The following is a 25,873-nucleotide window of genomic DNA, read 5'->3' as shown; positions in this document are numbered from 1 at the left end:
ACACGGCCTCTTCGCGAGCAAGCCCGCTCCCACAGGGGATCTCCGCAGTTTTGGATGATGTGTCCGACCAACCATTTCCGGCCATGTCGTAAACGCACCTTTGCGTGGCGTCCGCAGGCATTTGAGCTGTCTGCGCCGGTCATACCATCGGCATCAAAGGGCACTGCCTTCATTGCCAGTGCCTTACCGAGACGAATGGCGCACAGATGCCGCTGGGAGAGACGCGATGTTCAGCAAGCAAGACCAGATCCAGGGTTACGACGATGCACTGCTGGCGGCGATGAATGCCGAGGAGCAACGTCAGGAAGATCACATCGAACTGATCGCGTCGGAGAACTACACCAGCAAACGCGTGATGCAAGCGCAGGGCAGCGGCCTGACCAACAAATACGCCGAAGGTTATCCGGGCAAGCGCTACTACGGTGGCTGCGAGCACGTTGATAAAGTCGAAGCGCTGGCCATCGAGCGCGCCAAGCAGCTGTTCGGCGCCGATTATGCCAACGTCCAGCCGCACTCCGGTTCCTCGGCCAACAGCGCTGTTTATCTGGCGCTGATCCAGCCGGGCGACACCATTCTCGGCATGAGCCTGGCCCACGGCGGTCACCTGACCCACGGTGCCAAAGTGTCGTCCTCGGGCAAGCTGTACAACGCGGTGCAGTACGGCATCAACACCGACACCGGGCTGATCGATTACGACGAAGTCGAGCGTCTGGCCGTCGAGTGCAAGCCGAAGATGATCGTCGCCGGGTTCTCTGCTTATTCGAAGACCCTGGACTTCCCGCGCTTCCGCCAGATCGCCGACAAGGTTGGCGCGCTGCTGTTCGTCGACATGGCCCACGTCGCCGGTCTGGTTGCCGCCGGTCTGTACCCGAACCCGCTGCCGTACGCCGACGTGGTCACCACCACCACCCACAAAACCCTGCGCGGTCCACGTGGCGGCCTGATCCTGGCCAAGTCCAACGAAGAGATCGAGAAGAAGCTCAACGCTGCCGTATTCCCCGGCGCTCAGGGTGGCCCGCTGATGCACGTCATCGCCGGTAAAGCCGTGTGCTTCAAGGAAGCGCTGGAGCCAGGCTTCAAGGCCTATCAGCAGCAAGTGATCGACAACGCTCAAGCGATGGCCAGCGTGTTTATCAAACGTGGCTACGATGTAGTGTCCGGCGGTACCGACAACCACCTGTTCCTGGTCAGCCTGATCCGTCAGGGCCTGACCGGCAAAGATGCTGACGCTGCCCTTGGCCGCGCGCACATCACCGTCAACAAGAACGCCGTGCCGAACGACCCGCAGTCGCCGTTCGTGACCTCGGGCCTGCGCATCGGCACCCCGGCCGTCACCACGCGTGGCTTCAAGGTCGCCCAGTGCGAAGTGCTGGCCGGCTGGATCTGCGACATCCTCGACAACCTCGGTGACGCCGACGTTGAAGCGAATGTGGCCAAGAACGTCGCGGCACTGTGCGCCGACTACCCGGTTTATCGCTGAGCGGTTTGGAGTAAATGACTATGCAACGCTATTCGGGCTTCGGCCTCTTCAAACACTCCCTCAGCCACCACGAAAACTGGCAGCGCATGTGGCGCACGCCGACGCCGAAGAAGGTCTACGACGTGGTCATCGTTGGCGGCGGCGGGCACGGTCTGGCGACCGCCTACTACCTGGCGAAAGAGCACGGGATCACCAACGTGGCCGTGGTCGAGAAGGGCTGGCTGGGCGGCGGGAACACCGCGCGCAACACCACCATCGTGCGCTCCAACTACCTGTGGGACGAGTCGGCGCACCTGTACGAACACGCGATGAAATTGTGGGAAGGCCTGTCGCAGGATCTCAACTACAACGTGATGTTCTCCCAGCGCGGTGTCTACAACCTGTGCCACACCCTGCAGGACATCCGTGATTCCGAGCGTCGGGTCAGTGCCAACCGCCTCAATGGCGTCGACGGCGAACTGCTCAATGCCAAGCAAGTGGCCGACGAGATTCCGTACCTCGACTGCTCGAAAAACACCCGCTACCCGGTGATGGGCGCGACCGTTCAGCGTCGCGGTGGCGTCGCTCGTCACGATGCCGTGGCCTGGGGCTTTGCCCGTGCCGCCGATGCCTTGGGCGTGGACTTGATCCAGCAGACCGAAGTGATCGGTTTCCGCAAGGAAAACGGCGTGTGCATCGGCGTCGAAACCAACAAGGGTTTCATCGGTGCCAAGCGTGTCGGTGTGGTCACCGCCGGTAACTCCGGGCACATGGCCAAGCTCGCCGGTTTCCGTCTGCCGATCGAATCCCACCCGCTGCAAGCGCTGGTGTCCGAGCCGATCAAACCGATTATCGACAGCGTGATCATGTCCAACGCCGTGCACGGTTACATCAGCCAGTCCGACAAGGGCGACCTGGTGATCGGTGCCGGTATCGACGGCTACAACGGCTACGGCCAGCGCGGTTCGTACCCGGTGATCGAGCACACCATTCAAGCGATCGTCGAGATGTTCCCGGTGCTGTCTCGTGTACGCATGAACCGCCAGTGGGGCGGCATCGTCGACACCACGCCGGACGCCTGCCCGATCATTTCGAAAACCCCGGTACCGAACATGTTCTTCAACTGCGGTTGGGGCACCGGCGGCTTCAAGGCAACTCCTGGCTCGGGCAACGTGTTTGCCGCGAGTCTGGCCAAGGGTGAAATGCACCCATTGGCTGCACCTTTCTCCATCGACCGTTTCCACAACGGTGCGTTGATCGATGAACACGGCGCTGCTGCGGTTGCCCACTAACAGGAGAAATCCCCATGTTGCATATCTTCTGTCCTCACTGCGGCGAACTGCGCTCCGAAGAGGAATTCCATGCATCCGGTCAGGCGCACATCCCGCGTCCGCTGGATCCGAACGCCTGCACCGATGAAGAGTGGGGCGATTACATGTTCTTCCGCGACAACCCGCGTGGTCTGCACCACGAGCTGTGGGATCACGTCGCCGGTTGCCGCCAGTACTTCAACGTCACCCGCGACACCGTGACCTACGAGATTCTCGAAACCTACAAGATCGGCACCAAGCCGCAATTCACCGACAAGGCTGATACGGCGAAAACAGCCACGACGGCGCTGGGAGAGAAGGTATGAGCCAGACCAATCGCCTGTCCAACGGTGGACGGATCGACCGCAACAAAGTGCTGAGCTTCACCTTCAACGGTCAGAGCTACAAAGGCTTCGAGGGCGACTCGCTGGCCTCGGCACTGATCGCCAACGGCGTCGATATCATCGGCCGCAGCTTCAAGTATTCGCGTCCTCGCGGGATCTTCGCCGCCGGTTCCGAAGAGCCGAACGCCGTGCTGCAGATCGGTGCCACCGAAGCCACGCAGATTCCCAACGTGCGCGCCACGCAACAGGCGCTGTATCAAGGTTTGGTCGCCACCAGCACCAACGGCTGGCCGAGCGTCAACAACGACATGATGGGGATTCTCGGCAAGGTCGGCGGCAAGCTGATGCCGCCGGGTTTCTACTACAAAACCTTCATGTACCCGCAATCGTTCTGGATGACGTACGAGAAGTACATTCGCAAGGCTGCCGGTCTGGGCCGTTCGCCGACCGAAGTCGATCCGGACACCTACGACTACATGAACCAGCACTGCGACGTGCTGATCGTCGGCGCCGGCCCTGCCGGTCTCGCGGCTGCCCTGGCGGCTGCGCGCAGCGGTGCGCGGGTGATCCTCGCCGATGAGCAGGAAGAGTTCGGCGGCAGCCTGCTCGATTCCCGCGAAAGTCTCGACGGCAAACCGGCGATGGAATGGGTGGCAAGCGTCATTGCTGAACTGAAGAACACTCCGGACGTGCTGCTGTTGCCGCGCGCCACTGTCAACGGTTACCACGACCACAACTTCCTGACCATTCACGAACGCCTCACCGATCACCTCGGTGACCGTGCGCCAATCGGTCAGGTGCGTCAGCGCATCCACCGGGTTCGCGCCAAGCGTGTAGTGCTGGCGACCGGCGCCCACGAGCGCCCGCTGGTCTACGGCAACAACGACGTACCGGGCAACATGCTTGCCGGTGCGGTCTCGACTTACGTGCGCCGTTACGGCGTGGCGCCGGGCAAAAAACTTGTCCTGACCACCAACAACGATCACGCCTATCGCGTGGCGCTGGACTGGCTCGACGCCAGCCTGCAAGTGGTGGCCATCGCCGATGCGCGCAGCAATCCGCGGGGTGCGCTGGTGGAAGAAGCCCGCGCCAAAGGCATTCGCATCCTCACCGGCAGCGCCGTGATCGAGGCCCGTGGCAGCAAGCGCGTCACCGCTGCCCGCGTTGCCGCAATTGACGTCAAAGCGCACACCGTGACCAGCCCGGGCGAATGGCTCGACTGCGACGTGATCGCCAGTTCCGGCGGTTACAGCCCTGTCGTGCACTTGGCTTCGCACCTCGGTGGCAAGCCGATCTGGCGTGAAGACATCCTCGGTTTCGTACCGGGCGAAGCACCGCAGAAGCGTGTGTGCGTCGGCGGCATCAACGGCGTTTACGGCCTCGGAGATTCGCTGGCCGATGGTTTCGAAGGTGGCGCACGCGCTGCCAGTGAAGCCGGTTTCGCGGTGGTCGAAGGCACGCTGCCCAAGGCCCTGAGCCGTCTTGAAGAAGCGACCCTGGCGCTGTTCCAGGTGCCGCACGAGAAGGGCACCTCGCGTGCGCCGAAGCAATTCGTCGACCTGCAGAACGACGTCACCGCCGCCGCCATCGAACTGGCGACCCGCGAAGGGTTCGAGTCGGTCGAACACGTCAAACGCTACACCGCGCTGGGCTTCGGTACCGATCAGGGCAAGCTCGGCAACGTCAACGGCCTGGCTATCGCCGCGCGTTCGCTGAACGTGACCATCCCGCAGATGGGCACCACGATGTTCCGCCCCAACTACACGCCGGTAACGTTCGGCGCCGTGGCCGGCCGTCACTGTGGGCACATCTTCGAACCGGTACGCTACACCGCGTTGCATCAATGGCACCTGAAAAACGGCGCCGAGTTTGAAGACGTCGGCCAGTGGAAACGTCCGTGGTACTTCCCGAAAAACGGTGAAGACATGCACGCCGCAGTGAAGCGCGAATGCAAGGCCGTGCGCGACAGCGTCGGCCTGCTCGACGCCTCGACCCTGGGCAAGATCGACATCCAGGGCCCGGATGCCCGCGAGTTCCTCAACCGCGTGTACACCAACGCCTGGACCAAGCTCGACGTGGGCAAGGCGCGTTACGGCCTGATGTGCAAAGAAGACGGCATGGTTTTCGACGACGGGGTGACGGCGTGTCTGGCGGACAACCATTTCGTCATGACCACCACCACGGGCGGCGCGGCGCGCGTGCTGCAATGGCTGGAGCTTTACCACCAGACCGAATGGCCGGAGATGAAGGTCTACTTCACCTCGGTCACCGACCACTGGGCGACCATGACCCTGTCCGGGCCGAACAGCCGCAAGCTGCTCAGCGCCGTGACCGACATCGATCTGAGTAACGAAGCCTTCCCGTTCATGACCTGGAAAGAAGGTCTGGTCGGCGGCGTGCCGGCGCGGGTGTTCCGCATCTCGTTCACCGGTGAGCTGTCGTACGAAGTCAACGTGCAGGCCGACTATGCGATGGGTGTGCTGGAGAAAATCGTCGAGGCCGGCAAGCAGTACAACCTGACGCCGTACGGCACTGAAACCATGCACGTCCTGCGCGCCGAGAAAGGTTTCATCATCGTCGGTCAGGACACTGACGGCTCGATGACCCCGGACGACCTGAATATGGGCTGGTGCGTCGGTCGCACCAAACCGTTCTCGTGGATCGGCCAGCGCGGCATGAACCGAGAAGACTGCGTGAAGGATCAGCGTAAACAACTGGTGGGCCTGAAGCCGATCGACCCTAACGTCTGGCTGCCGGAAGGTGCGCAACTGGTGTTCAACACCAAGCAGGCAATCCCGATGACCATGGTCGGCCACGTGACCTCCAGCTACGCGCACAACTCCCTCGGCTATTCGTTTGCCATGGGCGTGGTCAAGGGCGGTCTGAAGCGCATGGGCGAGCGGGTGTTTGCACCGCTGGCCGATGGCAGCGTGATCGAGGCGGAAATCGTTTCTTCGGTGTTCTTCGATCCGAAGGGGGATCGGCAGAACATCTGACAGCTTTGATCCCTGTGGGGTGGCGGATATCGCCTTCGCGAGCAAGCCCGCTCCCACAGGTTTCGGGTTGTTAATGGGATTTGTGTCAGGCATCAGTCCAGTGTGGGAGCGAGCTTGCTCGCGAAGGCGGCGGTACCGCCACTACAAGGACCGGAACCAACAGAATTGATAAAGGTGCTTTATGACCACAGCCAATGTTTACCAGCAACGCCCGACCACCGGGGCCCGTGCCGAGTCGTCGCTGCACCATGCCGACCTCGCCAGCCTGGTCGGCAAGGGTCGCAAGAACGCCGGCGTCATCGTGCGTGAAAAGAAACTTCTCGGTCACCTGACGATTCGTGGTGATGGCCATGACGCCGCGTTTGCCGCCGGCGTACACAAGGCCCTCGGCATCGAATTGCCGGGCGCCCTGAGCGTGATCGTCAAAGGCGAAACCAGCCTGCAATGGATGGGCCCGGACGAGTGGTTGCTGATCGTGCCAAGCGGTGAAGAATTCGCCGCCGAGCAGAAACTGCGCGAAGCGCTGGGCGACCTGCACATCGCGATCGTCAACGTCAGCGGCGGCCAGCAAGTGCTCGAACTGAGCGGGCCGAACGTGCGTCAGGTGCTGATGAAATCCACCAGCTACGACGTGCACCCGAACAACTTCCCGGTCGGCAAAGCGGTGGGCACGGTATTCGCCAAGTCGCAGCTGATGATCCGCCACACCGCCGAAGACACCTGGGAACTGCTGATCCGCCGCAGCTTCTCGGATTACTGGTGGCTGTGGTTGCAGGATGCGTCGGCTGAATATGGCCTCAGCGTTCAGGCCTGACACTGAATTGCCGTCGTGCGTGCTTCTGTGGTGAGGGGATTTATCCCCGACGGGGGGCGAAGCCGCCCCAAACCAGTCACCGCGTTTATCAGGTAGATCGTATACATAGGTTTTGCGACTGCTTCGCAGCCGATCGGGGATAAATCCCCTCACCACAAAAGCAGTTCAGTGTAGATCAGCCCAGTACAGAGTTAACTCTGCTCACAGATGTTGAAACAGGAGTCACCGCACCATGAGCCGCGCCCCAGACACATGGATTCTGACCGCCGACTGCCCCAGCGTGCTCGGCACGGTGGACGCGGTGACGCGTTTTCTGTTCGAGCAGGGTTGCTACGTCACCGAGCACCATTCGTTCGATGACCGCCTCTCCGGGCGTTTCTTCATTCGCGTGGAATTCCGCCAGCCTGACGGTTTCGACGAGCAATCCTTCCGTGCCGGCCTCGCCGAACGTGGCCAGGCCTTCGGCATGATCTTCGAGCTGACCGCGCCGAACTACCGTCCGAAAGTGGTGATCATGGTCTCCAAGGCCGATCACTGCCTCAACGACTTGCTCTATCGACAGCGCATCGGCCAGTTGTCGATGGACGTGGCGGCGGTGGTCTCCAATCACCCGGATCTCAAGCCGCTGGCCGACTGGCACCAGATTCCCTACTACCATTTCCCCCTCGATCCCAACGACAAGCCGGCGCAAGAGCGTCAGGTCTGGCAGGTGATCCAAGAGTCCGGTGCCGAACTGGTGATCCTCGCCCGCTACATGCAGGTGTTGTCGCCGGAGCTGTGCCGCAAGCTCGATGGCAAGGCGATCAACATTCATCACTCGCTGCTGCCGGGCTTCAAGGGCGCCAAGCCGTATCACCAGGCCTACAACAAAGGCGTGAAGCTGGTCGGCGCCACGGCGCATTACATCAACAACGACCTCGATGAGGGGCCGATTATTGCCCAGGGTGTCGAGGCGGTGGATCACAGTCACTATCCGGAAGACCTGATCGCCAAGGGGCGGGATATCGAAGGGCTGACCCTGGCCCGGGCGGTTGGTTATCACATCGAAAGAAGGGTGTTTTTGAACGCCAATCGCACGGTCGTTCTTTAGATCGCTTTCGCGAGCAAGCCCGCTCCCACAAGGGATTTGTGTTGAAACACAGGTCTCTGTCACACCCAAGATCAACTGTGGGAGCGGGCTTGCTCGCGAAGAGGCCATAACTGACAACGCAAAACCAACAAGCAATAACCCGAGCACTTAACGCGCTGCCTGCCTGGGCAACGCGGTTCCATAAAAACAACAGCGAGGTGAAAGCATGTCTGGCAATCGTGGTGTGGTGTATCTCGGCGCTGGCAAGGTCGAAGTACAGAAAATCGACTATCCGAAAATGCAGGACCCGCGCGGCAGGAAGATCGAGCACGGGGTGATCCTGCGTGTGGTGTCCACCAACATCTGTGGCTCCGACCAGCACATGGTGCGCGGCCGTACCACGGCGCAGACCGGTCTGGTGCTGGGCCACGAAATTACCGGCGAAGTGATCGAAAAGGGTTCCGACGTCGAAAACCTGAAGATCGGCGACCTGGTTTCCGTACCGTTCAACGTGGCTTGCGGGCGCTGCCGTTCCTGCAAGGAGCAGCACACCGGTGTCTGCCTGACCGTCAACCCGGCCCGTGCCGGCGGTGCCTACGGTTATGTCGACATGGGTGACTGGACCGGCGGCCAGGCCGAATACGTGCTGGTGCCGTACGCTGACTTCAACCTGCTGAAACTGCCGGATCGCGACAAGGCCATGGAGAAAATCCGCGACCTGACCTGCCTCTCCGACATCCTTCCGACGGGTTATCACGGCGCCGTGACGGCGGGCGTTGGCCCGGGCAGCACCGTTTACATCGCCGGCGCCGGCCCGGTCGGGCTGGCCGCCGCGGCCTCGGCGCGTCTGCTGGGGGCGGCGGTGGTGATCATTGGCGACGTCAACACCATCCGCCTGGCGCACGCCAAGGCTCAGGGTTTTGAAGTGGTCGACCTGTCCAAGGACACGCCGCTGCACGAACAGATCGCCGCGCTGCTGGGCGAACCGGAAGTCGATTGCGCGGTGGACTGCGTGGGCTTCGAAGCGCGCGGCCACGGTCACGACGGGGTGAAAGCCGAAGCCCCGGCTACCGTGCTCAACTCGCTGATGGGCGTGGTGCGTGTGGCCGGCAAGATCGGTATTCCGGGCCTGTACGTGACCGAAGATCCGGGCGCGGTCGATGCCGCCGCGAAAATGGGCAGCCTGAGCATCCGCTTCGGTCTGGGCTGGGCCAAGTCCCACAGCTTCCACACCGGCCAGACCCCGGTGATGAAATACAACCGCCAACTGATGCAGGCGATCATGTGGGATCGCATCAACATCGCCGAAGTGGTTGGCGTGCAAGTCATCAGCCTCGACCAGGCGCCGGAAGGCTACGGCGAGTTCGATGCCGGTGTGCCGAAGAAGTTTGTGATTGATCCGCATCGGTTGTTCAGTGCGGCGTAAGTAAAAAAGGGCGACCCACGGGTCGCCCTTCTTACGTCAAAAGATCAAAAGATCGCAGCCTTCGGCAGCTCCTGCAGGGATCGGTGTAGGAGCTGCCGAAGGCTGCGATCTTTTGGCTCTGGCAATTAGAGGGCTGCCACAGCACCCTGATAAAGACTAAATGGATGCGCCGGCGAGGAACATGCCGGCCGAAACCCGGTCAAACCGGCAGTTTTGCCGCTCATCGTCGGGCGGTTACCACAGCGCAAGAGGATGTCTGAATGAAGATTTCACGCGGTATTGCCTTGGCTTCACTGATGACCCTTGCAGCGAGCCCGGTGTTTGCCGGCTTCAGTCTGGATGATGTGACCAAAGCGGCTGCGAGCATGCAGGGCGGTAACGCCGCGACCGCTGCCGCGCCGACCTCGGAAACCGCCGGTTTGCTGCAAGCCGTGACCGGTCTCGGTGTGACGCCTCAGCAAGCCGTCGGTGGCACCAGCGCGATGCTTGGCCTGGCCAAGAACCAGTTGAGCAGCACCGATTATTCGCAGTTGGCCAAGGAAGTGCCGGGCATCGACAAGCTGTCGGGCGGCGCTGGCAACCTGGCGGCGCTGAGCGGGTTGCTGGGCTCGTCGGGCAAGTCGGCCGGGCTGGAAAACGCGCTGGGCAACGTCAAGGACACCAACGACCTGAACAATGCCTTCGGCGCTTTGGGCATGGACAGCGGCATGGTCGGCCAGTTTGCCCCGGTGCTGCTCAAGTACCTGGGTGACCAAGGCGTCGGCGGCCCGCTGCTGCAAAGTCTGGGCAGCATCTGGGGCGCCGGCACCGGTAGCTGATTCAGCTGCGCTCGTAGCGCTCGCCGCGCAGTTCGCTGATGCGCTGATCCTTCTCGGTCCAGAGCTGGTTGACCCAGTTCTGGACCCGCTGGCGAAATACCGGATCGTTCTCGTAATCGCCCTGCGACAGTGCCGGGTCGAGTTCGCGGGTCTGGATGTCGACAATCACCCGCGGCACGCTACCGCTGATCAGATCCCAGAATCCCGGAATCTTCTGCTGCGGATAAACCACAGTCACGTCGAGCAGCGCATCCAGCTGTTCCCCCATCGCCGCCAGAACAAACGCCACACCACCTGCCTTGGGTTTGAGCAGATGCTTGAACGGTGACTGTTGCTGCGCGCTTTTTGCTGCGGTGTAGCGGGTGCCTTCCAGATAATTGACCACCGTCACCGGCTGGCGCTTGAACAGCTCGCAGGCCTGTCGGGTGATTTCCAGGTCCTTGCCCGCCAGCTCCGGGTGCTTGGCCAGGAACGCTTTGCTGTAGCGCTTCATGAACGGGTAATCCAGCGCCCACCACGCCAGACCGAGGAAAGGCACCCAGATCAGTTCTTTCTTGAGGAAGAACTTGAAGAACGGTGTGCGCCGGTTGAGGGTCTGGATCAGCGCCGGAATGTCGACCCACGACTGGTGGTTGCTGATCACCAGATACGAGGTGTCACCACGCAGGTCTGCGCCGCCGCGAATATCCCATTGGGTAGGGATGCACAGGCGAAAGATCAGCTTGTCGATCTCGGCCCAGGTCTCGGCGATCCACATCACTGCCCACGAGGCGTAATCACGCCAGCGCCCCGGTGCGACCAGTTTGAGCAGGGCAAAGACCAGCAACGGCCCGATCAGGATCAGGGTGTTGAGCAACAGCAGCAGGGTGACGAAACAGCCGGTGAGCAGGCGGCGCATAAGCAACTCTATGACGTTGGATGGGCGCGCCATGATAAGTGGCTTCGGGCGACAGGCCAAATCGATGGTGACGAATGTTTCACCTTTGGCTGGCTATGCTGGAGCTGATTACCGTGTTGGCAGGACCGGCCTCTTCGCGAGCAAGCCCGCTCCCACAGTGGATCTTCAGTGTGCATGCCATCTCCAACAGATCCCGGATCCCCTGTGGGAGCGGGCTTGCTCGCGAAGGCGGACTCAAGCGAACCAATTGCTCGCCGGCTGTCTAAAATCTCGCGTCTGACGCCCTCATTTTCCAAGGAAGCCCCTTACGTGAAATCCCTCCTTGCACTGTTTGCCCTCGTCGCCCTGCCGGTCATGGCCGCCGAGCCGACCCTGTACGGGCGTTACGAATACATCGCACTGCCGGAAATCGGCGGTGAGGTGCTCAAGGCCAAGATGGACACCGGCGCGCTGACCGCCTCGCTGTCGGCCAAGGACATCGAGACCTTCACCCGCGACGGCGAGAACTGGGTGCGTTTCCGCCTCGGCACCAAGGACGCCAGCAACAAGGTCTACGAGCACAAGATCGCGCGGATCAGCAAGATCAAAAGCCGCTCGGATGAAGAAGACGAGGGCGACAGCACCGAAGTCGCCAAACGTCCGGTGGTCGATCTGGAACTGTGTCTGGGCAACGTCAAGCGCACCGTTGAGGTCAACCTGACCGACCGCAGCAACTTCAACTACCCGCTGCTGATCGGTGCCAAGGCCCTGCGCGAGTTCGGCGCGGCAGTGAACCCGGCGCGGCGTTTCACCGCCGACAAGCCGGACTGCTAAGTGGTCTCATTGACGTAACGTCAGGCTTGGGGCACCGTTCGCGCACTTAACCCACGGGCTCGGACGCCATGCCTCATATCCTGATTGTCGAAGACGAAGCGGCGATTGCCGACACGCTGATTTTTGCCCTGCAGGGCGAGGGGTTCGCCACCACGTGGCTGAGCCTCGGCGCGGCGGCGCTGGAGTTTCAACGGCAGACCCCGGCTGACTTGATCATTCTCGATATCGGCCTGCCGGACATCAGCGGTTTCGAAACCTGCAAACAGCTGCGGCGCTTCAGTGAAGTGCCGGTGCTGTTTCTCAGTGCCCGGGACGCCGAGATCGATCGGGTGGTGGGGCTGGAGATCGGCGCCGACGATTACGTGGTCAAGCCGTTCAGCCCACGGGAAGTTGCGGCGCGGGTACGGGCGATTCTCAAGCGTATGGCGCCACGACATGTGGTTGAAGCGTCCTCGGCACTGTTTCGCATCGACCCCGAGCGTGTGCTGATCACCTACCGCGGCCAGCCATTGAGCCTGACCCGCCACGAATTCCGTCTGCTGCAATGCCTGCTCGAACAACCGCAGCGGGTGTTCAGCCGCGAGCAATTGCTTGATGCGCTGGGGGTTGCCGCCGACGCCGGCTACGAGCGCAGCATCGACAGCCACATCAAAAGCGTGCGCGCCAAACTGCGCCTGGTGCGGGCCGACGCCGAGCCGATCCAGACCCATCGCGGCCTCGGCTACAGCTACAGCCCGGGGCACAGCTGATGTCGCTGGGGCTGCGGATTTTTCTGGTGTATGTGCTGTTTGTCGGCCTGACCGGTTACTTCGTGCTCAACACGGTGATGGAAGAAATCCGCCCGGGCGTGCGCCAGTCCACCGAAGAAACCCTGGTTGACACCGCCAACCTGATGGCGGAAATCCTGCGTGATGATTTCAAGGCCGGCACGCTCAGCGAGAACCGCTGGCCCGAATTGCTGCGCGCGTATGGCGAGCGCCAGCCGCAGGCGACGATCTGGGGCTTGCCGAAAAATCAGGTCAACCACCGCATCTATGTCACCGACGCCAAAGGCATCGTGGTGCTGGATTCCAGCGGCGTGGCGGTCGGTCAGGATTACTCGCGCTGGAACGACGTTTACCTGACCTTGCGAGGTGAGTACGGCGCTCGTTCGAGCCGCAGCGATCCGAATTATGCGAACTCCTCGGTGATGCACGTTGGCGCGCCGATCCGCGACAACGGCCGGATCATCGGCGTGGTCACCGTGGCCAAACCCAACAGCTCCTTGCAGCCTTATGTCGATCGCACCGAGCGGCGCTTGCTGTTTTACGGCGCCGGACTGATCGGCCTCGGTCTGCTGTTCGGCGCTTTGCTGTCGTGGTGGCTGAGCCGCGCGCTGCACCGTTTGACCGGTTATGCGCAAGCGGTGAGCGAGGGGCGGCGGGTTGAAGTGCCGCACTACCGTGGCGGCGAACTGGAACAACTGGCCACAGCGGTGGAGCAGATGCGCACTCAACTGGAAGGTAAGGCCTACGTCGAGCGCTATGTGCACACCCTGACCCATGAATTGAAGAGTCCGCTGGCGGCAATTCGCGGTGCGGCGGAGTTGCTGCAGGGTGACATGCCAGCGATCCAGCGCCTGCGCTTTGTCGGCAACATCGACAGTGAAAGCGCGCGGATGCAGCAACTGATCGAGCGCCTGTTGAATCTGGCGCAAGTCGAGCAGCGCCAAGGTCTTGAGGAGCGCGTGGCGGTACCGCTGGCGGCATTGGTTGATGAATTGTTGCGGGCGCAGGCCGCGCGCATCGAAGGCCGGCGGCTCAAGGTCGAGCAGACGATTGCGCCAGATCTTCTGCTGATCGGCGAGCCGTTTCTGCTGCGCCAGGCGCTGGGCAATCTGCTGGAGAATGCGCTGGATTTCACCCCGGTTACCGGGTTGCTGCGCTTCAGTGCCGAACGTGTGGGGGAGCAGGTCGAGTTGCGCTTGTTCAACGAAGCGTCGGCGATTCCCGATTACGCTTTGCCGCGCTTGAGTGAACGGTTTTACTCGCTGCCGCGTCCGGACAGTGGGCGCAAGAGCACCGGGTTGGGGCTGAACTTTGTTGAAGAGGTGGTGAAGTTGCATGGTGGGTCGATGCAGATTCGCAACGTCGAGAGCGGTGTGGAAGTGATATTACGCTTGCCTTGAAACCGCGTCGCTGCCATCGCGAGCAGGCTCACTCCTACAGGGGAGCGCGATCAATTGTAGGAGTGAGCCTGCTCGCGATGGGGCCATAACAGTCTCCACACAATCTCCATATTCCCCCCACATTCCCCTCATACATCAATACCAGACTCTGCCCATCCAAACAGGGAGAGTCCCATGAACAAGAATCTGACCATAAAGCTCGGGGCGATTGCCCTGCTGATCCTGCTGTTGCTGATACCGCTGCTGATGATCGACGGCATCATCGATGAGCGCCAACAACTGCGCGACGGCGTGCTCGAAGACATTGCCCGCAGCTCCAGCTACAGCCAGCAACTGAGCGGGCCGGTAATGGTGGTGCCGTACCGCAAGGTGGTGCGTACCTGGAAGACCAACGAGAAAACCAATAAGCGCTATGAAGAGCTTGGCGAAGAGCACGGTCGTTTGTACTTTCTGCCGGAGCGTTTCGAACTCGACGGCCAGGTGCAGACCGAGCTGCGCAATCGCGGTATTTACGAAGCGCGCCTGTTCCATGCCGACAATCGCATCAATGGGCATTTTTCGTTGCCGGCGCAGTTGGGGATCAAGGAAGATTTTGCCGATTACCAGTTTGATGCGCCGTTTCTGGCGGTGGGCATCAGCGATATTCGCGGCATCGAAAACGCGCTGAAACTGGAACTCGATGGCCAGCGTCTGGATTTCGTCCCCGGCACTCAGGTCGGCTGGCTCGGCGAAGGTGTGCGGGTCACGTTGCCGGCACTGGACACTCGCAACGCCACCGAGCTGACCTTCGGTTTCGACCTGCGCCTGCAAGGTACCGGTTCGCTGCAGGTGCTGCCGGTGGGTAAAACCAGCCAAGTCAGCCTCGCTGCCAACTGGCCGCACCCAAGCTTCATCGGCAACTTCCTGCCGGGCAAACGCGAGATCAGCGACCAGGGTTTCAGCGCCGATTGGCAGACCACGTTTTTCTCTACCAACCTGCAGGAAGCGATGAATCGCTGCGTGCTGGGCAATGACTGCGAGGCGTTCAACGGGCGCAGCTTCGGCGTGAGTTTCATCGATCCGGTGGATCAATATCTGAAGAGCGATCGGGCGATCAAATATGCGCTGTTGTTTATCGTTCTGACGTTCGCCGGTTTCTTCCTGTTTGAAGTGCTCAAGAGTCTGGCAGTACACCCGGTGCAATACGCGTTGGTCGGGGTGGCGCTGGCGTTCTTCTACTTGTTGCTGCTGTCGCTGTCGGAGCACATCGGCTTTGCCCTGGCATATCTGTTGTCGGCCAGTGGCTGTGTGTTGCTGATCGGGTTTTATGTCTGCCACGTGCTGCACAGCGTGCGTCACGGTCTGAGTTTCTCCGCGGGATTGGCAGCGTTGTATGGCCTGCTGTATGGCCTGCTGAGCGCCGAGGATTACGCGCTGCTGATGGGCTCGCTGCTGTTGTTCGGCCTGCTCGGGGTGTTCATGGTGCTGACGCGCAAACTCGACTGGTACGGGATCGGGCAGAAGCCGGCCAAGCCGCTGGAATTTGATGTGGGGGCGATGCAATGAGCGGGCTGCGTGAGGATCAGCGCTGGAAGGAAGAGTTGGTGACGCGGATTGTCGGGTTTCTGCCTGTGGATGCGAGTTGGTGCCTTCGCGAGCAAGCTCGCTCCCACAGGAGTACGCATTCCAATGTAGGAGCGAGCTTGCTCGCGAAGAGGCCGGATCGGGCGCCGCAGCCTTAAGGCTTGGGCATGGTGGCAACCATGGACGGTCGCTGGCTCACCTCGAAATACCAGTTGGCCAGTTGCGGATTGGCCCTGCGCCAGTCCAGATCCGGATGGCGCAGATCGATGTAACCCAGTGCACAGGCGACGCTGATTGCGGCCACATCGAAGTGGCTGGTCAGCTCGGCAATGGCGTCACTTTCCAGATAGGCCAGGGCGCGCCGGATCTTCTCGCGCTGGGCATCGAGCCATTCGTCCCAGTGTTTTTCCGGGGCGCGCAGCACCAGTTCGTAACGCACCATCACCGAGGCATCCATTATCCCGTCGGCCAGCGAGGCCAGGGTCAGGCGCCGCCAGCGGGCCGCGCCTTCGCGGGGGATCAGCGGATTGCCGACGTGTTGCTGGTCGAGGTATTCGAGGATCACGCGGCTGTCATGGATCACGTTACCGTCCGCCAGACGCAGCGCCGGGATCTTGCCCAGCGGGTTGTCGGCGTTGAGCGCGGTGTCCGGGCTGACCGGCGTGAGGACGCAGTCTTGCAGGGCGACGCGATCCTGCTGACCGGTCTCGTGCAACAGCACCATCACTTTGCGCACGAACGGGGAAAGCGTGTTGTGGAACAGGGTCATGCTGGGGGCGGACATTGGCAAACCTCGGTGGTCATCGAAGAGCAGGAGGTTAGCCTAGTCAGATACAGAGCGGCTGGCGAGGGATTTGCTGGTGTTCATCAGGCCGCCTTCGCGAGCAAGCCCGCTCCCACATTGGATCTGTTTCGTTCACAAATCCCCTGTGGGAGCGGGCTTGCTCGCGAAGAGGCCTTGTCAGGCGACACGGAAATCACCCGCGTCGCAGCAACCCCTTGATCGCCAGAAATGCCGGCACACCCAGCCCGACCCAACTCAACGCATCCCAGATCCCGTCCCCCAGCAACGCCGAAAACAACCCCGCCGCACTCAGCAGCGCAATCACCAGCGGCGTGCTGAAGACCTTCCAGAAATTGCTCTGACGCGGCTTCATGCAGCAGCCTCCAACGGCAACGGTTTTGCCGCTTTACGCCGCACCACCCACAGATACACGCCGCTGCCGAGGACGATGATGGTCAGCACGTCGAGGGTTGCCCAGAGGATCTTCATCGGCATGCCGCCGTAGTCGCCGAAGTGCAGCGGCTGGGACATGCCCATGGCGTCCATGTACCACGGGCGCTCGGCCACAGCGGTGACCTGTAGGGTGCTGGCGTCGATCAGCACCGGCGTCAGCAGGTGCGAGGTCAGATGCGTGCCGCCCTTCATGAACACTGCGTAGTGATGCTCACTGGAAAACCGCGTGCCGGGGAAGGCGATGAAGTCCGGGTTCATCCCCGGCGCCACGTCGCGGGCGATGTCGAGCAGGCGGGTGGCCGGGGCCAGGCGGGTCAGCGGCGGGACATCGCGATAGGGCGCGACCATGGCGGTCAGCGTGTCATTGCGCCACGCGGCGATGAGCAGGTCAGCGCAGGCGCTGATCACTCCAGTGACGCCGACCACCAAGGCCCAGGTCAGGGTGACGACGCCGATCAGGTTGTGCAGGTCGAGCCAGCGCAGGCGGGTGGACTTGTCCTGACGCACGGTGCCGAACTGCAAGCGGCGCATGAACGGCAGGTACAGCACCGTACCCGAGATGATCGCGACCACGAACAGCAGACCCATGAACGCCAGCAGCAACTTGCCCGGCAGCCCGGCAAACATGTCGACGTGCAGGCGCAGGATGAACAACATCAGGCCACCGTTGGCCGACGGGGTTTCCAGCGCTTCACCGGTGCGCGCATCGAGCATGAAGGTGTGCGACGAGTTCGGTTCAGTGCCGGCAGTTTTCGCCATGATCGTCAGCACGGCGTTGGGCACGTCGTCTTCAAAACCGAAGTACTGCACCACTTCGCCGGGGCGATGTTTTTCTGCGGCCTCGACCAGTTGCGCCAGATTCAGGCGCGGCGTGTCGGCGGGCATCTCGCGCACTTGCGGTGCATCACCCAGCAGATGCTCGATCTCGTGATGGAAAATCAGCGGTAGACCGGTCAGTGCCAGCATCAGCAAGAACACAGTGCAGATCAGGCTGGTCCAGGTGTGGATGAACGACCAGCGGCGAATTGTTTTACTTTTCATCTCATGACCTTCAAAAACACCGAAGCCGTCCACGGGGGACGGCCTGGTGACAGAACCTGTTTCAGCTCACGCGCTTACCACTTGTAAGTGGCGCTGGCGACGACGCTGCGCTGGTCACCGTAGTAGCAGTAGTAGCCGTCGCAAGTGGAGATGTAGTCCTTGTCGAACAGGTTGGTAGCGTTAACTGCCAGCGACGCACCTTTGAGGCTGTTGTCCAGGCGGCCGAGGTCGTAATGCACCGAGGCGTCGAACACGGTGTAGGCGTCCGCCTTGCCCAGCCAGGTGTTGGCCTTGTCGCCGTAAGTGTTGCCGGTGTAACGCACGCCACCGCCGATGCCGAAACCGTCGAGTACGCCGCTGTGCCAGGTGTAGTCGGTCCACAGCGAAGCTTGCTGGTTGGGCATCAGTTGCAGGCGATTGCCCTTGTCCACGCCTTTCTGCACTTCGGACTTGGCCAGGGTGTAGGCGGCGATGACTTTCAGGTTATCGGTGACGTCGGAAACCGCTTCCAGCTCCAGGCCTTTGACCTTCACCTCACCGGTCTGGCTGGTGATAGTCACGTTGTTGACGATGCTGTTGACCGCGACGTTCTTCTGGGTCAGGTCATACACCGCAGCGCTGAGCAAGGTTTTGCTGCCCGGCGGCTGGTACTTGATGCCCAGTTCCCATTGCTTGCCTTCGGTCGGCTTGAGTGAACCGGTGGAGGTGGCGTCCGCGCCGCTGGTTGGCTGGAAGGATTCGGCATACGACAGGTACGGCACGAAGCCCGAGTCGAACACGTAGCTGAGCGCCGCGTTGCCACTGAATGCCTTGTCGCGCTGGGTGTTGGTGGCGTCACCCTTGTTGATGAACTGCGTGCTGGTATGCACCCAATCTTCACGCCCGCCGAGGGTCAGGCGCCACTGGTCGAGGGCCATCTGGTCCTGTACGTACAGGCCGGTCTGGTAGGTCTTCTGGTCGTAGTCATAGAAGGCCGAAGAGCGCCGCGGACGGGTGATCGGCTGACCGTAGATCGGGTTGTTGACGTTAATGTCCGGCGCGGTGCCGAAGATCGACGTGTAGTTGGTGTTGCTGCGCTGGTGATCCAGACCAAGCAACAGCGTATGGCGGATGTCGCCGGTGGCGAAGTCGGCCTGGAAGTTGTTGTCCACGGCGAACTGGCTGATGTCTTCATCAACGTTGGTGGTGCCGCGCCCGACATTGCCCTGGTCGTCAACCGTGTAGCCTGCGTACTCCGTGTTGTAGCTGTTGACGGTCACGGTCTGGAACGACAGGTCCGACTTGGTGTAGCGCAGGTTCTGCTTGAACTGCCAGACGTCGTTGAGGCGATGCTCGAAGGCATAACCAAGTGCGTAGTAGGTGCGGTCGTAGAAGTCGTAGTCCGGGTCACCGAGGTTCTTGTGATGGGAAATCTTGCCGAACGGCATGTCGATCTTGGTGCCCTGGATCGGATAGAACTGGCTGGTGACACCGGTATCGTCGCGGGTGAACTGGGTCAGCAGGGTGAATTTGGTGTCGTCGTCGATGTTCCAGGTCAGGCTCGGTGCGATGTTGTAGCGCTTGTTTTCGATGTGATCGATCTGCGTGTCGCTGTCGCGCACCACACCGCTGATGCCGTACAGAAACTGCCCGGCGTCGTCGATCTTGCCGGTGCTGGCGAAGTTGATCTGACGATGGTTGTCGCTGCCGTACTGCAACTGGATTTCGCTGCTGGCGTCGCTGCTCGGACGCCGGCTGACCATGTCCAGCAGGCCGCCCGGCGGGGTCTGGCCGTAGACGGAAGAGGCCGGGCCGCGCAGCAGCGCGAGGCGGTCGAGGTTCCAGGTTTCAGGCTTTGGGTTGGCGTATACGCCCTTGGGCAGCGGCAGGCCGTCGAGGAACTGAGTCGGCTCGAAACCGCGCACCCGCAGCCAGTCGATACGGGTGTCGCTGCCGTAGCTGCTGGCGGTGATGCCCGGCATATAGCGCACGGCGTCATCGAGACTGTGCACGCTGCGATCGTCCATTTGCTGACGGGTGGCGACGGAGATCGAGCGCGGCGCCTCGACCAGCGCGGTGTCGGTCTTGCTGCCGGCGGCGGTGCGGGTAGCGGTGTAGCCTTCGACCGGGCCCCAGGCGGTTTCCAGATTTTCCACGCCGATCACTGCGGTTTCCGGCAGCGCCAGTGTCCCTTCCGGCACGGCAACCAGGGTGTAGGTGCCGGTACTGCTTTGTTCCAGTTGCAGACCGGTGCCTTGCAGCGCCGCGCGCAGTGCACCAGCGGCGTCGTACTGACCGTTGACCGGCGCTGAGGTCTTGCCGGCGGCCAGCGACGGGTTCAGCGACAACGCGAGGCCGCCCTGGCTGGCGATCTGGTTCAGCGTGGTCGACAGCGGCGCCGCCGGCAGGTTGTAGGCGCGCACGCCGGACGCCTGTTCAGCGGCGAGCAACGGGCTGCTGAGCAGCGGCGCGCTGAGGGCAATGGCGATGGCCAACAGACTGGGGCGCAACAAGGTGTCTAGCGAACGGGACATGCGAAGGCTCCTGAATGGAAATATTTCTCAATTGCCTGTGTGCCGGACGAGAATTGAAAAGTGATAGGGCTGGATGAAAATAATTTCGATTAACTTGGAAAGGGGCGGCCGCTTCGGAATTTTCGAGTGTGGCGGGTGGCCCTATCGCGAGCAGGCTCACTCCTACAGGGGGAACGCATTCCAGTTGTAGGAGTGAGCCTGCTCGCGATAGCTATTTCCCTGACAACGAATTTTTTAAGGCTTGTTATCAGCCTTCGCCACCGTGACCCAATACGGCGTGTGCTGCTCGATCTGCACCGGCAGGGTCGGCAGCAGGGCGCTCAGGGCCTTGTCGGTGTCGTGCAGCGGGAAGCTGCCGGTGATGCGCAGGTTGGCGACTTCCGGCGTCACGCCCAGATGCCCTCGGCGGTAGCGCCCAAGCTCATTCACCAGATCTTCCAGCCGCGCGTTGTCCACCACCAGCATGCCGCGGGTCCAGGCATCGGCGCCGGGCGTGAGCGCGGCAACCGCTTCGAGGCCGTCATTGCGGATCAGCACTTGCTGGCCTTCGCGCAGGATCTGCTCTTCAGGATGACTTTGCGGATGCGCCGCCACCGCCGACTGCAACACGCTCAAGCGTGTGCCTTGGTCTTCACGCTTGACCAGAAACCGCGTGCCCAACGCGCGCATGCTGCCTTCGCGGGTCTCGACGATGAACGGCCGCGCATCGCCGTGACCGGTCTCGACCATGATCTCGCCTGCCTGCAACACGATCAGCCGCTGCCTGGCATCGAAACGCACATCCACCGCGCTGTGGGTGTTGAGGTTGAGCACGGTGCCATCGGCCAGGCGCACCGTACGCTGCTCGCCGGTGGCGGTGCGTTGATCGGCGAGCCAGTAATCCAGCGGCAAGTAGCGATCACCGGCAAACAACGCCAGACCGATCACCGCCACCACGCTGGCCAATCCGCTGCCGAGCTTGCGCACACGGCGTCGAATGCCTTCGCGCGATTGCAGCAAGGCCGCGCGGGCCGGGCCGTTGGCGACGCTGAAGCGCTGATCGAGCATGCCCAGTTGGCGCCAGGCGCGGGCGTGTTCTTCATGGGCCGCGTGCCACTTGGCGAACTCTTCGCGCTCCAGCGGACTGCCGGAATCCAGCGACAACTGCCAGGCAATTGCCGCGTCCAGCACCTGGGCCGAGACCGGTTTGGAGCTGGCCGGATTCATGTCGGCTCACCGTACAGGGCGATGTAGCACTGGCGAATGCCTTGCGCGAGATACTGCCGCACGCGCGGCACTGAGACTCCAAGCTTTTCGGCGATTTCGCCATGGCTGAGGCCGTCGAGGCGGTTATACAGGAAAGCGGCGCGGGCCTTGGTCGACAGTTTACCGAGCAGGCGGTCGATGGCCTTGAGGTCTTCGAGGATCAGTTGCTGTTCTTCCACCGAAGGTTGTTCGCCTTCGGGGATCAGCATCAATTCAGTGAGGTAGGCCTGTTCCAGCGCGGCGCGGCGGAAGTAATCGAACAACAGGCCCTTGGCGATCGCCACCAAAAACGCCCGAGGCTCACGCGGCGTCAGCAGTTGCTCGCGACCGAGCAGCCGCACGAAGGTGTCCTGGCTCAGGTCTTCGGCCCGCTGCGGGCACGCCACGTTGCGCCGCAACCAGCTCAGCAGCCAACCGCGATGGTCGCGATACAACGCACCGACGAGTTCACTGTGAGGGCTTGGGACTGACGACACCAGACGCACCGATTGGGAAATGTTAACCAACGAGAATTGTTCGCGATTCTCGCAGAGGTGGGAATGGTTAGCAATTGGCCACTGGTCGGGTGGTATCAGGAAGACCGCATCATCGTTCTTCGCGAGCAAGCCCGCTCCCACAGGGGGAATGCATCCCAGTGTGGGAGCGGGCTTGCTCGCGAAGAGGCCAGTACCGGCACCGAGAATCTAGAAGGACGGCGCCTGCTGCCGGCGTTTCCACTGACTCAAACGCTGCTGCAGGTTCAACGGACTATGAATCTGCTGCTGCCGCGCCCGGCTGAACAGGATCAACGCCAGTTCCGCCGTGGCCAGCGCATCGGCACTCGCGTTGTGGCGCTCGAACACCTCAAGCTTGAACCAGTCGATCCATTCATCCAGGCCGGCCTCGCGAATATTCGCCTGTGGGCACAACAATGGCGCCATGTCCGCGACATCCAGAAACACATTCTGCAGCCTGTAACCCAGGTGTTCCTTCAATGCGCGTCCGAGCATGTGTTGATCGAAGGGCGCATGAAACGCCAGCACCGGGCTGTCGCCGATAAACTCCATGAACTCCAGCAACGCCTCGACCGGGTCGCTGCCGGCGGCAATCGCATTCGGCCCCAGGCCATGAATCAATACGCTGGGGCTGAGCTTCAGCTCCCGACATTGCAGGGTGCGCTCGAACTGCTGACTGAAGTCGATTGCGCCGTCTTCGATCACCACCGCGCCGATCGACAGCACGCGATCCTTGTTCAGGTTCAGCCCGGTGGTTTCCAGATCGAGCACCACCCAGCGCTGTTCGCGCAGGCTGCATTCTTTCAGTTCGCCGATGGTTGGCAGTTGTGCCAGACGTTGTTGCAGGTCTGCCGACAGCAGAGGGCTGGCCGGCCGCAGCCACGAGAACAGGCTCATAGCTGATACCGCAGGGCCAGGCTGCTTTGCAGGCGTTGGGCCTGGCGCAGGGATTCACGCAGGATGCGCCGATCCAGATGATTGAGGCTGTCGGGATCGACCCGGTTCGACCAGGGCAGATTCTCACGGGTCTGGATCTGGTGCTGCTGCATGCGCGTCTGCTGGATGAAGTGATACGCCTCTTCATACGCCGCGCCATCGAGCCGTTCGATGACTTCTTTTTCCACCAGCTGACGCAAGCGCTCCAGAGTGTTGTTGGTTTCGATGCCATGCGCCAGCGCCAACAGGCGTGCGCCGTCGACGAAGGGCGTCAGGCCCTGGACTTTGAGATCAAGGGTGGCTTTCTCGCCGTTCTTGCGTGCCAGCACAAATTCGCGGAAACGCCCCACGGGCGGACGATTGCGCAGCGCGTTCTCGGCCAGCATGCGCTGGAACAAACGGTTGTCGCCGACCTGATCGAGAATCCCCCGGCGCAGTTGCGCGCAACCGTTCTCGTCGCCCCAGACCACCCGCAGATCGAAATAAATGCTCGATCCCAGCAGGTTCTCCGGCGTCGCCTCGCGAATGAACGCCGCAAAGCGCCGCGCCCATTCCGCCCGCGACAGACACAGCTCCGGGTTGCCGGCCATGATGTTGCCCTTGCACAGGCTGAAACCGCACTGCGCCAGGCTCTGGTTGATCTGCTGGGCCAGTGGCAGCAGCTTGCCGCGAATCTCCGCCGCGTGTGCCGCGTCCCGCGCTTCGAACAGAATGCCGTTGTCCTGATCGGTATGCAGCGTCTGCTCCCGCCGGCCCTCGCTGCCGAAACACAGCCAACTGAACGGCACGCCGGGGTCGCCTCTTTCGGCGAGGGTCAGTTCGATCACCCGGCACACAGTGTGGTCGTTGAGCAGGGTGATGATGTGGGTGATCTGCGTCGAAGACGCACCGTGAGCGAGCATGCGTTCGACCAGTTGGCCGATCTCGCCGCGCAGGCTCACCAGTTGTTCGAGGCGCTGGGCACTGCGGATGGTGCGGGCCAGGTGCACCAGATCGACCCGTTGCAGCGAGAACAGATCGCGCTCGGAAACCACGCCGCACAGGCGCTGATCCTTGACCAGACAGACGTGGGCGATGTGCCGTTCGGTCATGGCAATCGCCGCGTCGAAGGCGCTGTGATCGGGCGACAGAAAGAACGGCGAACAGGTCATGTGGCGCTCGATGGTTTCGCTGAAATCACCGCTGCCATTGGCGACCACTTCGCGCAGGTCACGCAGGGTGAAAATCCCCAGCGGCGCCTTGTGCTCATCCACCGCGACGATGCTGCCGACCTGTTGCTCGTGCATCAGCTTCACCGCTTCGCGCAGTGGCGTGTCCGGGCTGCAGGTGACCGGATGGCGCATCGCCAATTCGCCGAGGCGGGTGTTGAGCGAATACTGGGTGCCGAGGGTTTCCACGGCTTTTTGCTGGACTTGCTGGTTGACCTGATCGAGCAGGCTGCTGACCCCGCGCAAAGCGAAATCGCGGAAGCTGTTGGACAGGGCGAACAGCTTGATGAACGCCGGTTTGTTCAGTTGCAGGCAGAAGGTGTCTTCGCTGGCCAGATGCTCAGTGCGGGTCGCCCGTTCGCCAATCAGCGCAGCCAGCGGGAAGCATTCGCCGGTGGTGATCTCGAAGGTGGTTTCGGTGCCAGGCCGGGTGATGTGCTGGCGTTCGCCGACTACTCGGCCCTGTTTGACAATGTAGAAATATTCAACCGGCCCGTCGGCGGGCTTGATGATGCTTTCGCCCTGGCCGTAAAAACGCAGCTGACATTGTTCCACCAGAAAAGCCAGGTGGGCATGTTCCATCTGATTGAAGGGCGGGAAGCGCTGGAGGAATTGCAGAGTGCCCTGAATGTTCTGCAACACCGCGGTTTTCCCTGCCTGGGTGAAGGCGTCCGCTTTACTCATAACCATTACCGCAGTCTTTTTCGAATTGTTGTTGTCGGATCGTTGCAGCCATGGTCGGCCCCTGCGCGCGGGGTGCCCATTGGACGTAAGTCTAGGTTTGGGCTGCCGTTCGGCACATTTAGGAAGTGCCCTACAAAAACAGTCGGAAATTCCTCCGCCAGCCACTTGGAAAAAAATCCGACGAAGTGCACATTGAAGCGCTGCTTAGCGATGTCTGACGACTGTGCCAGGTGACTGAATTGAAAACGTAGAGAATGCCATGTCCGACCACGATATTTTGAGCGACGCCGAGCGTGAAGCGCTCAGCGCTGTAATGCTCGAACCCGACTTGCCGCCGCAACGTGTACTGATCGTCGATGACGACAAGGACGCCCGGGAGCTGTTGTCGGAGATTCTCGCGTTGGATGGCATTCGTTGCATGACCGCGGCCAGTGGCGAAACCGCGCTGAAGATGCTCGACGAAAAACCTTCGATCGGGCTGGTGATCACTGATTTGCGCATGGGCAATGTTGGTGGGCTGGATTTGATTCGGCAGGTGCGTGAGTCGGAGCGGGCGGCGTTGCCGATCATCATTGTTTCCGGCGATGCCGATGTGAAAGACGCCATTGCCGCGATGCACCTGAGCGTGGTGGATTTTCTGCTCAAGCCGATTGATACGGCGAAGTTGTTGGGGCTGGTCAAACACGAGTTAGGCATCGAGCCCTGAATCGCCCTCCCTGTGGGAGCGGGCTTGCTCGCGAATGCGTCCTTTCCGTCGAAATTAATGTTGAATGTGAGTCCGTCTTCGCGAGCAAGCCCGCTCCCACAATGGATCTCCAGTGGTTGTTAGATTTTAGCG

22 protein-coding genes are annotated in these 25,873 nt (G+C 61.6%); 13 read left to right on the top strand and 9 right to left on the bottom strand.

Annotated elements, in window-relative coordinates; all coding sequences use genetic code 11:
• Nucleotides 1-226 precede the first annotated feature (226 nt).
• From glyA to CKW11_RS10430, 8 genes are all read left to right on the top strand, one after another.
• Nucleotides 227-1,480, top strand: coding sequence for a serine hydroxymethyltransferase (glyA, locus tag CKW11_RS10465; RefSeq protein WP_007962601.1), 1,254 nt, complete (start codon nt 227-229; stop codon nt 1,478-1,480).
• A gap of 20 nt (nt 1,481-1,500) precedes the next feature.
• Nucleotides 1,501-2,751: a sarcosine oxidase subunit beta gene (locus CKW11_RS10460; protein ID WP_003206307.1), complete on the top strand. Its 1,251-nt coding sequence runs from the start codon at nt 1,501-1,503 to the stop codon at nt 2,749-2,751.
• 14 nt (nt 2,752-2,765) lie between these two features.
• Nucleotides 2,766-3,095 carry a sarcosine oxidase subunit delta gene (locus CKW11_RS10455; protein ID WP_003228964.1) on the top strand — a complete coding sequence of 110 codons (330 nt, stop codon included), beginning with the start codon at nt 2,766-2,768 and terminating at the stop codon, nt 3,093-3,095.
• Complete coding sequence (locus tag CKW11_RS10450) at nt 3,092-6,109, top strand: sarcosine oxidase subunit alpha (protein ID WP_095137461.1); 3,018 nt, start codon at nt 3,092-3,094, stop codon at nt 6,107-6,109. The genes CKW11_RS10455 and CKW11_RS10450 overlap by 4 nt, the downstream gene beginning before the upstream one ends.
• Before the next feature lie 181 nt (nt 6,110-6,290).
• Complete coding sequence (locus CKW11_RS10445; RefSeq protein WP_034155013.1) at nt 6,291-6,923, top strand: sarcosine oxidase subunit gamma; 633 nt, start codon at nt 6,291-6,293, stop codon at nt 6,921-6,923.
• A gap of 232 nt (nt 6,924-7,155) precedes the next feature.
• The gene (gene purU, locus CKW11_RS10440) at nt 7,156-8,013 is read left to right on the top strand and encodes a formyltetrahydrofolate deformylase (RefSeq protein WP_095137460.1); all 858 of its coding nucleotides are present in this window, start codon (nt 7,156-7,158) and stop codon (nt 8,011-8,013) included.
• Nucleotides 8,014-8,218: 205 nt separating this feature from the next.
• Nucleotides 8,219-9,418, top strand: a complete 1,200-nt coding sequence (gene fdhA, locus CKW11_RS10435) for a formaldehyde dehydrogenase, glutathione-independent (protein ID WP_027610665.1) — start codon at nt 8,219-8,221, stop codon at nt 9,416-9,418.
• Nucleotides 9,419-9,678: 260 nt separating this feature from the next.
• A complete protein-coding gene (locus CKW11_RS10430) occupies nt 9,679-10,236 on the top strand; it encodes a DUF2780 domain-containing protein (protein ID WP_047596480.1) in 558 nt (185 codons plus the stop codon).
• 1 nt (nt 10,237) lies between these two features.
• Here the strand turns inward: CKW11_RS10430 and CKW11_RS10425 are convergent, their stop codons facing one another.
• The gene (locus tag CKW11_RS10425; RefSeq protein ID WP_095137459.1) at nt 10,238-11,134 is read right to left on the bottom strand and encodes an acyltransferase; all 897 of its coding nucleotides are present in this window, start codon (nt 11,132-11,134) and stop codon (nt 10,238-10,240) included.
• Between the two features lie 309 nt (nt 11,135-11,443).
• Between CKW11_RS10425 and CKW11_RS10420 the strand changes: the two genes are divergently transcribed.
• From CKW11_RS10420 to creD, 4 genes are all read left to right on the top strand, one after another.
• The gene (locus CKW11_RS10420; protein WP_041069928.1) at nt 11,444-11,947 is read left to right on the top strand and encodes an ATP-dependent zinc protease; all 504 of its coding nucleotides are present in this window, start codon (nt 11,444-11,446) and stop codon (nt 11,945-11,947) included.
• 68 nt (nt 11,948-12,015) lie between these two features.
• Nucleotides 12,016-12,696 (top strand): two-component system response regulator CreB, encoded by a 681-nt coding sequence (gene creB / locus CKW11_RS10415; RefSeq protein WP_095137458.1) that lies wholly within the window; start codon nt 12,016-12,018, stop codon nt 12,694-12,696.
• The gene (creC, locus tag CKW11_RS10410; protein ID WP_095137457.1) at nt 12,696-14,114 is read left to right on the top strand and encodes a two-component system sensor histidine kinase CreC; all 1,419 of its coding nucleotides are present in this window, start codon (nt 12,696-12,698) and stop codon (nt 14,112-14,114) included. Before creB ends, creC begins: the two co-directional genes overlap by 1 nt.
• A gap of 174 nt (nt 14,115-14,288) precedes the next feature.
• Nucleotides 14,289-15,659 carry a cell envelope integrity protein CreD gene (gene creD / locus CKW11_RS10405; protein ID WP_095137456.1) on the top strand — a complete coding sequence of 457 codons (1,371 nt, stop codon included), beginning with the start codon at nt 14,289-14,291 and terminating at the stop codon, nt 15,657-15,659.
• Between the two features lie 172 nt (nt 15,660-15,831).
• On the opposite strand, the gene CKW11_RS10395 is transcribed toward creD, so the two are convergent.
• The 8 genes from CKW11_RS10395 to CKW11_RS10360 form a co-directional block, all read right to left on the bottom strand.
• The gene (locus CKW11_RS10395; protein ID WP_095137454.1) at nt 15,832-16,461 is read right to left on the bottom strand and encodes a glutathione S-transferase; all 630 of its coding nucleotides are present in this window, start codon (nt 16,459-16,461) and stop codon (nt 15,832-15,834) included.
• 193 nt (nt 16,462-16,654) lie between these two features.
• Nucleotides 16,655-16,834, bottom strand: a complete 180-nt coding sequence (locus CKW11_RS10390; RefSeq protein WP_027610674.1) for a hypothetical protein — start codon at nt 16,832-16,834, stop codon at nt 16,655-16,657.
• On the bottom strand, nt 16,831-17,955 hold the full coding sequence (locus CKW11_RS10385) for a PepSY domain-containing protein (RefSeq protein ID WP_095137808.1): 1,125 nt from the start codon (nt 17,953-17,955) through the stop codon (nt 16,831-16,833). Before CKW11_RS10385 ends, CKW11_RS10390 begins: the two co-directional genes overlap by 4 nt.
• Before the next feature lie 74 nt (nt 17,956-18,029).
• The gene (locus tag CKW11_RS10380) at nt 18,030-20,468 is read right to left on the bottom strand and encodes a TonB-dependent siderophore receptor (protein WP_095137453.1); all 2,439 of its coding nucleotides are present in this window, start codon (nt 20,466-20,468) and stop codon (nt 18,030-18,032) included.
• Between the two features lie 234 nt (nt 20,469-20,702).
• Nucleotides 20,703-21,674: a FecR domain-containing protein gene (locus tag CKW11_RS10375; RefSeq protein WP_095137452.1), complete on the bottom strand. Its 972-nt coding sequence runs from the start codon at nt 21,672-21,674 to the stop codon at nt 20,703-20,705.
• Nucleotides 21,671-22,189, bottom strand: a complete 519-nt coding sequence (locus CKW11_RS10370; protein ID WP_095137807.1) for an RNA polymerase sigma factor — start codon at nt 22,187-22,189, stop codon at nt 21,671-21,673. Before CKW11_RS10370 ends, CKW11_RS10375 begins: the two co-directional genes overlap by 4 nt.
• 207 nt (nt 22,190-22,396) lie before the next feature.
• On the bottom strand, nt 22,397-23,104 hold the full coding sequence (locus CKW11_RS10365; protein WP_095137451.1) for a PolC-type DNA polymerase III: 708 nt from the start codon (nt 23,102-23,104) through the stop codon (nt 22,397-22,399).
• A complete protein-coding gene (locus CKW11_RS10360; protein WP_305887136.1) occupies nt 23,101-25,035 on the bottom strand; it encodes a putative nucleotidyltransferase substrate binding domain-containing protein in 1,935 nt (644 codons plus the stop codon). The genes CKW11_RS10365 and CKW11_RS10360 overlap by 4 nt, the downstream gene beginning before the upstream one ends.
• A 259-nt stretch (nt 25,036-25,294) precedes the next feature.
• Here CKW11_RS10360 and CKW11_RS10355 point away from each other — a divergent pair, with 259 nt between their 5' ends.
• Nucleotides 25,295-25,741 (top strand): response regulator, encoded by a 447-nt coding sequence (locus CKW11_RS10355; protein ID WP_047596467.1) that lies wholly within the window; start codon nt 25,295-25,297, stop codon nt 25,739-25,741.
• Nucleotides 25,742-25,873: the final 132 nt, after the last annotated feature.

The organism is Pseudomonas sp. Irchel s3a10, from assembly GCF_900187525.1.
Lineage (GTDB): Bacteria > Pseudomonadota > Gammaproteobacteria > Pseudomonadales > Pseudomonadaceae > Aquipseudomonas > Aquipseudomonas koreensis_G.
The sequence above is the reverse complement of the archived record's forward strand: the minus strand, read 5'-3'. Positions and strand labels throughout refer to the sequence as shown.

Bases quoted from the DNA above. Each gene is read 5' to 3' on its own strand.
- purU (WP_095137460.1), top strand. From the start codon at position 7,156: ATGAGCCGCGCCCCAGACACATGGATTCTGACCGCCGACTGCCCCAGC.
- CKW11_RS10385 (WP_095137808.1), bottom strand. From the start codon at position 17,955: ATGAAAAGTAAAACAATTCGCCGCTGGTCGTTCATCCACACCTGGACC.
- CKW11_RS10455 (WP_003228964.1), top strand. From the start codon at position 2,766: ATGTTGCATATCTTCTGTCCTCACTGCGGCGAACTGCGCTCCGAAGAG.
- fdhA (WP_027610665.1), top strand. From the start codon at position 8,219: ATGTCTGGCAATCGTGGTGTGGTGTATCTCGGCGCTGGCAAGGTCGAA.
- CKW11_RS10430 (WP_047596480.1), top strand. From the start codon at position 9,679: ATGAAGATTTCACGCGGTATTGCCTTGGCTTCACTGATGACCCTTGCA.
- creC (WP_095137457.1), top strand. From the start codon at position 12,696: ATGTCGCTGGGGCTGCGGATTTTTCTGGTGTATGTGCTGTTTGTCGGC.
- glyA (WP_007962601.1), top strand. From the start codon at position 227: ATGTTCAGCAAGCAAGACCAGATCCAGGGTTACGACGATGCACTGCTG.
- CKW11_RS10365 (WP_095137451.1), bottom strand. From the start codon at position 23,104: ATGAGCCTGTTCTCGTGGCTGCGGCCGGCCAGCCCTCTGCTGTCGGCA.
- CKW11_RS10360 (WP_305887136.1), bottom strand. From the start codon at position 25,035: ATGAGTAAAGCGGACGCCTTCACCCAGGCAGGGAAAACCGCGGTGTTG.
- CKW11_RS10425 (WP_095137459.1), bottom strand. From the start codon at position 11,134: ATGCGCCGCCTGCTCACCGGCTGTTTCGTCACCCTGCTGCTGTTGCTC.
- CKW11_RS10445 (WP_034155013.1), top strand. From the start codon at position 6,291: ATGACCACAGCCAATGTTTACCAGCAACGCCCGACCACCGGGGCCCGT.
- CKW11_RS10380 (WP_095137453.1), bottom strand. From the start codon at position 20,468: ATGTCCCGTTCGCTAGACACCTTGTTGCGCCCCAGTCTGTTGGCCATC.
- CKW11_RS10395 (WP_095137454.1), bottom strand. From the start codon at position 16,461: ATGTCCGCCCCCAGCATGACCCTGTTCCACAACACGCTTTCCCCGTTC.
- CKW11_RS10355 (WP_047596467.1), top strand. From the start codon at position 25,295: ATGTCCGACCACGATATTTTGAGCGACGCCGAGCGTGAAGCGCTCAGC.
- CKW11_RS10450 (WP_095137461.1), top strand. From the start codon at position 3,092: ATGAGCCAGACCAATCGCCTGTCCAACGGTGGACGGATCGACCGCAAC.
- CKW11_RS10375 (WP_095137452.1), bottom strand. From the start codon at position 21,674: ATGAATCCGGCCAGCTCCAAACCGGTCTCGGCCCAGGTGCTGGACGCG.
- CKW11_RS10460 (WP_003206307.1), top strand. From the start codon at position 1,501: ATGCAACGCTATTCGGGCTTCGGCCTCTTCAAACACTCCCTCAGCCAC.
- creB (WP_095137458.1), top strand. From the start codon at position 12,016: ATGCCTCATATCCTGATTGTCGAAGACGAAGCGGCGATTGCCGACACG.
- CKW11_RS10390 (WP_027610674.1), bottom strand. From the start codon at position 16,834: ATGAAGCCGCGTCAGAGCAATTTCTGGAAGGTCTTCAGCACGCCGCTG.
- creD (WP_095137456.1), top strand. From the start codon at position 14,289: ATGAACAAGAATCTGACCATAAAGCTCGGGGCGATTGCCCTGCTGATC.